We start from the raw sequence: 12,080 nt of genomic DNA on the forward strand, positions 1-12,080 counted from the left end.
CGTTCAAATAGGCGCGGCGGCGAGACTCGATAAGCAAAGGTCGGCCACTTGTGGATAACTGAAAGAGCGCTGATTCTACCGCCCTTCGCTCAAGATCGCTTGCTGTTGATCGATAGCCTTGACCAATGCTCTTTACCCTGGAAAAAACAGCAGCCCGTCCCGAGAGTGAATTGCAGCCTTCGTGATGCAGTACAATCGCGGCTTTTAATCGCCAACCAGCCGGCCATTCCGATGATCGAACCCAAGCGCGTCTTGCGCGCCCTCGCTGAACACTGGGCACTTCTGGAGCCACTGTGCGAGCACTTCGACCAAGGCACCCTGAGCCTCAACGAACTGCGCACGCAACTGGCCGCCCAACAACTGGACAGCACGCCGCAGGACATCACCAGCCTGCTCGACGTGTGGATTCGCCTGGATATTCTGATTCCGGTGGCGAAAAGCCCGAACCGATTCGAGCTGAACGCGCAGATTCACGACTTCCTCGCCTACTTGCGTCGTGAGCACCGCTTGGGCCTGTGCCTGGAGATCGAAGCCTATCTGCGCCACCTCGAGCGTCTGGCGGGTTATATCCAGGACGCGTTCGACGTCCGCGACGGCCACGACCTGGCCCGTCAGTTGCGCTTGCTCGACATGCGCGTACGCGATGTTTTGAAGAAGCTCGACAATGACGAACAGGCGCTGGTGGCTGTGGCCGAACGCGCCAAGACCAGCGACCGGCAGATTCCATTGCGCCAGCGCTACGCCGAAGTGTTGGCGACCTGGGACGAATACGTCGAGCCGATGATCGATCTGGTCAATGCCGACGGCGCTTTCGAACAAGGCGTGCGCAAGGTCGAAACGGTATTGCTGAAGATGCTCAGCGAACAGCAACGCCTCGGCCATCTGGTCGATGACGACATGCTGCTGCGCACCCACGCGCGCATCCTCGAAATGCAAACCAGCGCCCAGTTGACTTTGCGTCATGCCCGCGAACTGCTGCTGCCACTGCGTGAAGAAGCGCGCCGGCATAACGCCGTGACCCGTGGTGCCGCGCTGGCGCTGGCGGCGATTCGCCGCAAAGGCATTGATGCCGTGCCGCAAGCGGCGATGCCGCTGTTTACCCGCCCGCAGAGCACCTTCCTCGGCAGCGCCAGTCAGGTCGAAGCCTACGTTTACGCCCTGGCGCGTTTCGAGCCGAAACCGGCGCGTTTCCCCAAGGCGCACAAGACGCAGAAAGGCGAAGCCCCACGCGCGCCACGCACCGTGCGCGAGATGGTCGACCGTTGCGAAGAATCGCTGCCGATGCCGGACCTGATGACCTGGCTGCTGGAACAGGAACCGGACGGCGCCACCGACGAATTGCTTTACTGGTTCTCGCGCCTGTCGCGGGAAAAACGTTTCAAGCGCGAGCGTCTGGAACGCCGCGAATACCACACTCACGAGCACCAGGTCAGCCTGCGCTCCTTCGCCCTGCTCTCGGCCAGCGACACCGCCGCCGAGGATTCTGCGAGCATCCCACATGCATCTTGATCTTTCCGAACTGTCGCAACTCGCGCCGATTTTCCGCGAGTTGTTCAAGGGCTACCACGTCAGCCGCCGCGACCCGGAGCTGTACGCGCAACTGTCGAACTTCCAGGATCAGTACCGCACGCTGTTCAAGGCGCTGGGTTTTGAACTGGTCTGCGACACCCGTGGCTTCTACTACTTCGTGCCGGACATGGCCGCTGCGGCGGTGAACAAGACTGCCCAGCGTCTGGCGCTGTTCACTTTCATCCTCGTCGAGCATCTGGCTGATCAGGGCCGCGACCCGATCGCCGTGCTCGATGGCGGTAGCCTCGGCCGCGAAGAGTTGCCATCGCTGTTGGAGAAATACCGCGACCTGTTTATTCAGGCCGAAGTGCAAACGGTTGAAGAACTCGAAGAAAAGATCATGCGCCGCATGACTCAACTGGGTTTCGCTGGCGAAGAAAACGGCGTTTACCGTTTCCTGCCGCCGATGCACCGTTTCCTCGATGTGTGCCTGTCGGTGCAGCAAGACCGCGATCTGGCGGCCAGCGTGCACAGCGTATTGCCACTGCCGGCGCCGGTGCTGATCGACGAAGCAGCCGAAGCGAAATTCCTCGAAACCGACGATCCGCTCGATCTCAGCGAATTTGACGAAGAAAGCGAAGAAGACGCTCTGGCCCGCGCCATTGCCGAAGAACAGGAGTCCGACGCATGAGCCAGGAACGCTACGGCATCCGCCGCTTTGCCCTTTTGAACACTGCCGGTTACAGCCTCGGTCTGTTCCCGCTGGAAGAACCGTTGTCGGTTTACGGCGCGAATAACCTCGGTAAATCGGCGTCGATCAACGCCTTGCAGTTCCCGATTCTGGCGCGCATGTCGGACATGAGTTTCGGCAAGTACAGCCTCGAACAATCGCGGCGCTTCTACTTCGCCTCCGACACCAGCTACATCCTTGTCGAAGTGAACCTGCCGCACGGCCCACACGTGATTGGCGTGGTCGGTCGTGGCCCGGGTGGTGGTTTCGGTCACCAGTTCTTCGCCTATGCCGGCAAGCTCGACCTGGCCCATTACCAGAAGAACGACACCTGCCTGCGCCAGAAAGAGCTGTTCAGCAACCTTGAGAAAGAAGGCCTGAAAGCCTACGAACTGAAGCCTGATGAACTGCGTCGATTGCTGGTTGGCGGTCACACGTCGATCCCGCTGGACCTGACGCTGATCCCGCTGCGCTCCACCAGCGAGCAGAGCCTGAAGACTTTCCGCGCGCTGTTCATCAACCTGCTGCACATGCGCGAAATCACTGCGGCCAAGCTCAAGCAATTGTTCCTCGATGCTTTCGAACACAGCCTGCGTTCCGGCAGCGTCGATTACATCGCCGCGTGCGAAGAAGCCTTCCGCGATGTACGTCGGATGGAGCAGGACTACAACTCGCTGGTCGCTGCCGGTCCATTGGTTGAAGCCTTGGCCAACGGCGTGAAACAGCGCGACGTACTGCGCGGCAAACTGCATCGCCTGTCGCCGCTGCTCGATTCCTTGCTCGGCACCTGGTCGGACTACGCCAGTGCGCGCAAGGAAGAACTGACGATTCAAGCCGACCACTACCGTGGCGAGCAGGACAGCCTGCAAAACGATCAACGCGGGGGCACTCAGGAGTTGATGCGTCTGGAGCGGGAAATTTCCGGCATCCAGCGCTGGCTCGGCGAGTTATCGGTGCTGAAGAACCGCTTCGCGCTGGTCGACGACGTCAAAGTGCTGGAGCAACAATTGCTCGCGGCCAAAGACGCCCACGACGAACTGGCCGGTGCGCTGGCGCAATCGCGTCAGTTCAGTGCGGAGGATCTGGAAGAGCGCCTGCGCGATCTGGAAAAACGCCTGAAGTCGGTCAAGCAGCAACTCGATCACGCTGACAACAACAGCTACGCCCGTCTGCGCGAAGAGTTTTCGCAACAGGACGTTGAACGTTTGATGCGCCTGTTCAACAGTGCGCTGTTCAGCCTGCCGCTGGGCGAACACGGCATCACCCTCGACGAGGATGGCCAGTGGGTGAAATCGGTTGAGCTGATTCTTGATGGCTTCAAGGGCGAGCGTTTCGAAGTCCCGGGCCTGTCGATCGACATCTCGCACATCGAGCCGCCGGCCCTGCAAGCGCTGGCCGACCGCGCCGCATTGCGCGATCAGAAAGAGCGTCTGGAAAAAGAACTCAAGCAACTGAAAACCCAGCAAGCCGTGGCTGCCGACCGTGCCGCGAGCAAGACCCAGACCGAAGCGCTGTACCAGCAGGTGCTGGATGCGCAGAAAGCTCTGGAAGACTTCCGCCGCACGCAGACTCTGAGCGCCGAAGAAGGCGACAAGCTCGAGCAACTGGCGCAGATGGAAGCGGCGCAGGACGAACTCAAGCGTTCCAGCGATGCGTTCACCGAGCGCGTCCAGCAACTGTCGGCGAAGCTGCAACTGGTCGGCCGGCAAATTGCCGACATGGAAGCCAAGCAACGCACCCTCGACGATGCCCTGCGTCGTCGTCAGCTGTTGCCGGCAGACCTGCCGTTCGGTACGCCGTTCATGGATCCGGTCGACGATTCGATGGACAACCTGCTGCCGCTGCTCAACGATTATCAGGACAGTTGGCAGGGTCTGCTGCGTGCCGATGGCCAGATCGAAGCGCTGTACGCGCAGGTGCGCCTCAAAGGCGTGGCCAAGTTCGACAGCGAAGACGATATGGAGCGCCGTCTGTCACTGCTGATCAACGCTTACGCTCACCGTACCGACGAAGCGCTGACGCTGGGCAAAGCCCGCCGCGCGGCCGTCACCGACATCGCCCGCACCCTGCGCAATATCCGTAGCGACTACGACAGCCTCGAGCATCAACTGGCGCTGTTCAACCGCGAGATCAACAAGCGTCAGGTGTCCAACCTGCAGAGCTTCCGCATTGTGCTGGCGCCGAACAAGGAAGCGCTCAAGCACATCGACCAGATCATCCACAGCGCCGGCCAGTACGAAGAAGGCGAAACCCTGTCGGTGTTCGACCTCAGCCAAAGCGCCGAGCAGGACAACAAGAACGAAGAGGCCAAGGAATATCTGGCACGGCTGGTGGCGGCGAACCACAACCAGCTCGGTCTCAAGGACTTGTTCGAACTGGCATTTGAGATCACCAAGGTCAACGGTCAGCCGGTCATCCACACCGACATCGACGGCGCGGCGTCCAACGGTACGACGATGACCATCAAGGCGCTGACCAACATGTACTTGTTGCTGCACTTGATGGACCGCGATCTGGCCGGCCGTGTGCGCCTGCCGTACTACCTCGACGAGGCGGCGGATATCGACGAGAAGAACCAGGCCGCGCTGCTGGAAACCAGCCTGCAACTGGGCTTCGTGCCGATTCTGGCAAGTGTGAAGCCACAGGTCTGCGCCAGTGTCGCCATCGACCTGGAGGGCGGCAGTGGCCCGGCGGGAATCTACATCGACGAGGCGGACTGGAAATACATCCGCCGCCATGATGTGGTGAAGGCGACCGTCAATGTGGAAGCGGATGAGCCGGAGCTGGATGAGGTTTGATCGGCTTTAGCTGAAGACAAAAAAGGGCCGCGATCTGATGGGATCGCGGCCCTTTTTTATGGCTTGAGGTTTGTGCTGATTTTGCGGGCCTCATCGCTGGCAAGCCAGCGATGGCATCCTTACGGACACCGCAGGATTTACTTACCGAGCGGAATCTTCGGCGCCCAGGTCAGCCACTCATCTTCAAACTTGTCGAACAACGGGAATGTCTGCTCGGCCCGCGCCGGGTTGCCCATGCGCTCGCCATCTGGCGTAGCGAAAGCAATACCGCCCTGAATCGCCGTTTCCAGCGACTCCGTGCGTACGGTCAAACCGTTGAACAAGCCGATGTCGAAACCGACACCGCTGGTATTCCAGAAACGGCTGCCGCTGCGCACCAGCGGTGCGTACTTCGGCTCGATCAGAATGTGTACCAGTACCCGGTCGGCAGTCTGGCCCAGTTCATAACCGGTGACCTTGCCCACGGTGATTTCACGGTAAGTCACCGGCACGCCCGGTTTCAGCGAGCCGCGACGGGCAGCGCTCAAGACCAGACTCAACCCCGCCTCTTGCTTGGTCACTTCCGGCGCATTGGCCAAGGCCACGAAGTTCTTCTGTGGGCCAAGATTCTTCGCCGCCGGTTGCACTTCGACGTATTGCCCGGTCACCAGCGTTTCCAGGTTCGACGTCTTCATCAAACCCAACTCCGGCTTGACCACCCAGAACTGGCTGCCAACGCGGGCAATCTTCTCCGGCACTTCGGTGATGCGCGCCGTGAGGATCACCGATTGCAGATCGTCAGTCAGATCAACACTTTCGATCTTGCCGACATCCAGCCCCTTGAAACGCACCGGCGTACCGCTGCGCAAGCCGTCAGCACGATCGACTTTGATCGTCACCAAAGCGCCTTTTTGATTGGCCTCGTCATGGTTGGCGAACAGGCGGAAACGCGGGATGCGCTTCTGCAATGGCGCCTTGGCTTGTGGCGTTTCGAAGGCGATGCCGCCGGCCATCAGCGTTTGCAGCGATTCGCTCTTCACCTGAATGCCGCCAGTCAAACCGCCGGTCAGCGTGATACCGCTGACATTCCAGAAACGGGTCGAAGCGTTGACCAGGTTTTCGTATTCCTTATCGATGTGCACGCCGATGACCAATTGCTTCTTGGTCTTGGAGAACTGGTAGCTCTGCACCGAACCGACCTTGACCTGTTTGTACAGAATCGGACTGCCCACATCGATCGAGCCAAGGACATCGGTGAACAGCACCAGGTGCAAGCCCGGCGAGCGCAGATCCAGCGGCGGCGCTTTCGGCCGGGCCTCGAATTCGCGTTTCGGTGCTGCACCTTTGTCGCCCGGGCGTACAGCGATGTAGTTACCCTTCACCAAGGCTTCCAGTCCAGTGATACCGGCCAGGGAAATCGACGGCTTGACCACCCAGAACTGCGTGCCATCGACCAAATAGTCCTCGGCCAATGGATCAAGGGTAAGCTCGGCGGTGGCGCTGTTCAGGTCAGGATCGACTTTCAGCGCTTTCATGTTGCCGACTTGAATGCCTTTGTACATCACCGGGGTGCGCCCGGCCTGTAGCCCTTCAAAGTCACTGAGTTTGACCTTCACGCGAATACCGGCGGCGGCGGCGTCGAAGTCTTCGTAGAGACGGAACGGCAGGCTTGGATCGGTCGGTGGACTGTCCTTGCGGTTCTCCGGCGTGGCGAAAGCGATACCGCCGGCGACAATACTGGCGAGCGACTCGCTGCGCACTTTTACGCCGGACAGGTTGGCATCGATGCTGATGCCGCTGGCATTCCAGAATCGCGTGTGTTTGCGCACCAGTTTGGCGTAGGTCGGCTCGATGAATACTTTGAGCTCAACGGTGCTCTGGTCTTCCGAAAGCACGTAGCTTTTGATCTGGCCAACCTTGATCTGCTTGTAGAACACCGGACTGCCCCGATTCAGCGAACCGAGACGATCAGCCTTGATCGTCAAGTGCAAACCAGGTTTGGAGTCCGACAGCGGCGGTTCTTCGGCCAGCGCCTTGAACTTGCGCGTCGGCTCGCCTTCGCCGGGGCTGATGGCTACGTAGTTGCCCGAAACCAGAGTTTCCAGCCCGGTAATACCGGCCAGGGTCACGCTCGGCTTAACCAGCCAGAAGCGCGTGCTGGTCTTGAGGTATTGCTCGACATCTTTATTCATCTCGACGGTGGCGATGACCCCTTTGGAGTTGCCCTCATCGTCGAGTTTTAGCGCTTTGACCTTACCGACCGACATTCCTTTGTACATGACCTCGGTCTTGTTGGCCTGGATGCCTTCGCCGCTTTCAAAGCGCACCTGGATCTCGATGCCGGTTTCGGAGTAGGCACGCCAGCCGAGCCAGCCACCGATGATCAATGCGATCAAAGGCAGTACCCAAATGGCAGACCAGTTCGAGGCCGGTCGGGTTTTCGCTACAGGCAAATCAGTCATGGTCGTCGTCCGACTCCGTGTTATCCCAAATCAGTCGGGGATCGAAAGTTACTGCGGCAAGCATCGTCAGAATCACCACAGTGGCGAAGGCGATGGCGCCAAGATTGGCTTCGACACTGGCAAGCCGGCCGAAGTTGACGACCGCCACCAGAATGGCGATCACAAATATATCGAGCATCGACCATCGGCCGATGAACTCGATAAAACGGTACATCCAGATGCGTTGACGCGCAGACAGCGGCTGGCGTCGTTGCACCGAGAACAGCAACAGCGCGATACCGACCAGTTTGAAGGTCGGCACCAGAATACTGGCGATGAACACCACGGCGGCAATCGGAATCATCCCGTGCTGCACCAGTTGAATCACCCCGGACATGATGGTGCTCGGATCACCCTGCCCCAAAGAACTGACAGTCATGATCGGCAGGACGTTGGCCGGAATGTAGATAATTGCCGCGGTAATCAGCAAAGCCCAGGTTCGGGTCAGACTGTTTGGGCGGCGCGGGTGAACGAGAGCCCCACAGCGGGTGCAGGTTTGTTCGTCGCTGCCCTCTTCCTGCCTGTTCAATTCGTGGCATTCAGTACAAATCAAAATGCCCGCATCAATCGCCCGCATGAGCATCCTCTCCCGATAATGCCTGCCAGATCTGATGCGGTGACATCACCACTTCCAGCCAGACCTGGACCAACAACAAACCGATGAAACACACCAGGCCGAGGCCGACGGTGATGGCCGCCATGTCCGCCAGTTTGACGATCGCCACCAGCACGCCCATGAGGTAGACCTCGAGCATCCCCCAATCTCTGAGGTGGTGGTAAATGCGGTAGAGCAACAGACCATAGCTGCGGCCGACATTGAAGCGAATTGTCAGTAAAACGAACAACTGGCAGAGCAACTTGAGCAGCGGTATCGCCATGCTGCACAGGAATACGACGATCGAAACGCCCTGCATGTCAGTGTTGAACAGACCGAGCACGCCGCTCCAGACCGTATCCTGCGAAGATTGTCCGAGAATATTGAGCTGCATGATTGGTAAAAAGTTTGCCGGGATGTACAACAGCAATGCGGCGATGACCAGGGCAAGGCTGCGCTGCACCACATTATGGCGATGGGCATACAGCTCGTAACCGCAGCGTGGGCAGAGGGCTTTTTCGCCATGAGCAAGTGTTGGTTTGCGCATCAGCAGGTCGCACTCGTGACAGGCCACCAAGTCTTCCAGCGGTAAATCTGACAGCCCTTGGGCGCCAACCGGATCTGACATAAAGGCTCTGACTCCGAAAAAGGTGGGGCTATTCTAGTGTTCTGATTCGAAAATAACTGTGCAAATTTGTTCGCTGTCGCGAGTAAAACTTTTCTACGGGCAAAACAAAACCCCAACTGCTTTCGCAATTGGGGTTTCGGAATTTAATCTTGACGATGACCTACTCTCACATGGGGAAACCCCACACTACCATCGGCGATGCATCGTTTCACTGCTGAGTTCGGGATGGGATCAGGTGGTTCCAACGCTCTATGGTCGTCAAGAAATTCGGGTACTGAGTCGTGGCCAGATGGCCTCGCTTCAGCAAATTGGGTATGTGACAGCTGTCGGTGTTTGTGAACATCGAACTTTCGGTTCGTTTCGTCTTCACACACCGCAATCTGGTGCTCTTTCGCCTTTCAGCTCGAAGCAAGCAAATTGCTTGGGTGTTATATGGTCAAGCCTCACGGGCAATTAGTATTGGTTAGCTCAACGCCTCACAGCGCTTACACACCCAACCTATCAACGTCGTAGTCTTCGACGGCCCTTCAGGGAACTCAAGGTTCCAGTGAGATCTCATCTTGAGGCAAGTTTCCCGCTTAGATGCTTTCAGCGGTTATCTTTCCCGAACATAGCTACCCGGCAATGCCACTGGCGTGACAACCGGAACACCAGAGGTTCGTCCACTCCGGTCCTCTCGTACTAGGAGCAGCCCCTCTCAAATCTCAAACGTCCACGGCAGATAGGGACCGAACTGTCTCACGACGTTCTAAACCCAGCTCGCGTACCACTTTAAATGGCGAACAGCCATACCCTTGGGACCGGCTTCAGCCCCAGGATGTGATGAGCCGACATCGAGGTGCCAAACACCGCCGTCGATATGAACTCTTGGGCGGTATCAGCCTGTTATCCCCGGAGTACCTTTTATCCGTTGAGCGATGGCCCTTCCATACAGAACCACCGGATCACTAAGACCTACTTTCGTACCTGCTCGACGTGTCTGTCTCGCAGTCAAGCGCGCTTTTGCCTTTATACTCTACGACCGATTTCCGACCGGTCTGAGCGCACCTTCGTACTCCTCCGTTACTCTTTAGGAGGAGACCGCCCCAGTCAAACTACCCACCATACACTGTCCTCGATCCGGATAACGGACCTGAGTTAGAACCTCAAAGTTGCCAGGGTGGTATTTCAAGGATGGCTCCACGCGAACTGGCGTCCACGCTTCAAAGCCTCCCACCTATCCTACACAAGCAAATTCAAAGTCCAGTGCAAAGCTATAGTAAAGGTTCACGGGGTCTTTCCGTCTAGCCGCGGATACACTGCATCTTCACAGCGATTTCAATTTCACTGAGTCTCGGGTGGAGACAGCGCCGCCATCGTTACGCCATTCGTGCAGGTCGGAACTTACCCGACAAGGAATTTCGCTACCTTAGGACCGTTATAGTTACGGCCGCCGTTTACCGGGGCTTCGATCAAGAGCTTCGCGTTAGCTAACCCCATCAATTAACCTTCCGGCACCGGGCAGGCGTCACACCCTATACGTCCACTTTCGTGTTTGCAGAGTGCTGTGTTTTTAATAAACAGTCGCAGCGGCCTGGTATCTTCGACCGGCATGAGCTTACGGAGCAAGTCCTTCACCCTCACCGGCGCACCTTCTCCCGAAGTTACGGTGCCATTTTGCCTAGTTCCTTCACCCGAGTTCTCTCAAGCGCCTTGGTATTCTCTACCCAACCACCTGTGTCGGTTTGGGGTACGGTTCCTGGTTACCTGAAGCTTAGAAGCTTTTCTTGGAAGCATGGCATCAACCACTTCGTCATCTAAAAGATAACTCGTCATCAGCTCTCGGCCTTAAGATCCCGGATTTACCTAAGATCTCAGCCTACCACCTTAAACTTGGACAACCAACGCCAAGCTGGCCTAGCCTTCTCCGTCCCTCCATCGCAATAACCAGAAGTACAGGAATATTAACCTGTTTTCCATCGACTACGCTTTTCAGCCTCGCCTTAGGGACCGACTAACCCTGCGTCGATTAACGTTGCGCAGGAAACCTTGGTCTTTCGGCGTGGGTGTTTTTCACACCCATTGTCGTTACTCATGTCAGCATTCGCACTTCTGATACCTCCAGCAAGCTTCTCAACTCACCTTCACAGGCTTACAGAACGCTCCTCTACCGCATCATCCGAAGATGATACCCGTAGCTTCGGTGTATGGTTTGAGCCCCGTTACATCTTCCGCGCAGGCCGACTCGACTAGTGAGCTATTACGCTTTCTTTAAAGGGTGGCTGCTTCTAAGCCAACCTCCTAGCTGTCTAAGCCTTCCCACATCGTTTCCCACTTAACCATAACTTTGGGACCTTAGCTGACGGTCTGGGTTGTTTCCCTTTTCACGACGGACGTTAGCACCCGCCGTGTGTCTCCCATGCTCGGCACTTGTAGGTATTCGGAGTTTGCATCGGTTTGGTAAGTCGGGATGACCCCCTAGCCGAAACAGTGCTCTACCCCCTACAGTGATACATGAGGCGCTACCTAAATAGCTTTCGAGGAGAACCAGCTATCTCCGAGCTTGATTAGCCTTTCACTCCGATCCACAGGTCATCCGCTAACTTTTCAACGGTAGTCGGTTCGGTCCTCCAGTTAGTGTTACCCAACCTTCAACCTGCCCATGGATAGATCGCCCGGTTTCGGGTCTATTCCCAGCGACTAGACGCCCTATTAAGACTCGCTTTCGCTACGCCTCCCCTATTCGGTTAAGCTCGCCACTGAAAATAAGTCGCTGACCCATTATACAAAAGGTACGCAGTCACAGAACAAAGTCTGCTCCCACTGCTTGTACGCATACGGTTTCAGGATCTATTTCACTCCCCTCTCCGGGGTTCTTTTCGCCTTTCCCTCACGGTACTAGTTCACTATCGGTCAGTCAGTAGTATTTAGCCTTGGAGGATGGTCCCCCCATATTCAGACAAAGTTTCTCGTGCTCCGTCCTACTCGATTTCATGACCAAGAGATTTTCGCGTACAGGGCTATCACCCACTATGGCCGCACTTTCCAGAGCGTTCCGCTAATCTCAAAGCCACTTAAGGGCTAGTCCCCGTTCGCTCGCCACTACTAAGGGAATCTCGGTTGATTTCTTTTCCTCAGGGTACTTAGATGTTTCAGTTCCCCTGGTTCGCCTCTTGCACCTATGTATTCAGTACAAGATAACCATCTTATGATGGCTGGGTTCCCCCATTCAGACATCTCCGGATCAAAGTCTGTTTGCCGACTCCCCGAAGCTTTTCGCAGGCTACCACGTCTTTCATCGCCTCTGACTGCCAAGGCATCCACCGTATGCGCTTCTTCACTTGACCATATAACCCCAAGC

At 57.1% G+C, this 12,080-nt stretch carries 6 protein-coding genes and 2 rRNA genes; 3 read left to right on the forward strand and 5 right to left on the reverse strand.

The annotated features are described in order from the left end of the window. Positions 1 to 231 precede the first annotated feature (231 nt). Genes mksB through mksF form a run of 3 tightly spaced genes read left to right on the forward strand, consistent with a single transcriptional unit; the run spans position 232 to position 5,037 of the window. Positions 232 to 1,509 (forward strand): Mks condensin complex protein MksB, encoded by a 1,278-nt coding sequence (mksB, locus tag KI231_RS24810; RefSeq protein WP_213026594.1) that lies wholly within the window; start codon positions 232 to 234, stop codon positions 1,507 to 1,509. After that, positions 1,499 to 2,200 carry an Mks condensin complex protein MksE gene (gene mksE / locus KI231_RS24815; RefSeq protein WP_053123840.1) on the forward strand — a complete coding sequence of 234 codons (702 nt, stop codon included), beginning with the start codon at positions 1,499 to 1,501 and terminating at the stop codon, positions 2,198 to 2,200. The genes mksB and mksE overlap by 11 nt, the downstream gene beginning before the upstream one ends. Continuing rightward, positions 2,197 to 5,037 (forward strand): Mks condensin complex protein MksF, encoded by a 2,841-nt coding sequence (gene mksF / locus KI231_RS24820; RefSeq protein WP_103306041.1) that lies wholly within the window; start codon positions 2,197 to 2,199, stop codon positions 5,035 to 5,037. Before mksE ends, mksF begins: the two co-directional genes overlap by 4 nt. A 137-nt stretch (positions 5,038 to 5,174) precedes the next feature. On the opposite strand, the gene KI231_RS24825 is transcribed toward mksF, so the two are convergent. The 5 genes from KI231_RS24825 to KI231_RS24845 all read right to left on the reverse strand — a co-directional run bounded on the left by KI231_RS24825 (position 5,175) and on the right by KI231_RS24845 (position 12,066). After that, entirely contained in the window at positions 5,175 to 7,478 is a 2,304-nt protein-coding gene (locus KI231_RS24825; RefSeq protein ID WP_213026595.1) for a PqiB family protein, read from the reverse strand. After that, positions 7,471 to 8,094, reverse strand: coding sequence for a paraquat-inducible protein A (locus KI231_RS24830; protein WP_103306039.1), 624 nt, complete (start codon positions 8,092 to 8,094; stop codon positions 7,471 to 7,473). The genes KI231_RS24825 and KI231_RS24830 overlap by 8 nt, the downstream gene beginning before the upstream one ends. Then, complete coding sequence (locus KI231_RS24835; protein WP_103306038.1) at positions 8,081 to 8,740, reverse strand: paraquat-inducible protein A; 660 nt, start codon at positions 8,738 to 8,740, stop codon at positions 8,081 to 8,083. The genes KI231_RS24830 and KI231_RS24835 overlap by 14 nt, the downstream gene beginning before the upstream one ends. Positions 8,741 to 8,887: 147 nt before the next feature. Beyond that, positions 8,888 to 9,003 (reverse strand): 5S ribosomal RNA (gene rrf / locus KI231_RS24840). A gap of 169 nt (positions 9,004 to 9,172) precedes the next feature. After that, positions 9,173 to 12,066, reverse strand: a 23S ribosomal RNA gene (locus tag KI231_RS24845). Positions 12,067 to 12,080 lie beyond the last annotated feature (14 nt).

Origin of the sequence: Pseudomonas sp. Seg1 (genome assembly GCF_018326005.1) — a bacterium.
GTDB lineage: Bacteria > Pseudomonadota > Gammaproteobacteria > Pseudomonadales > Pseudomonadaceae > Aquipseudomonas.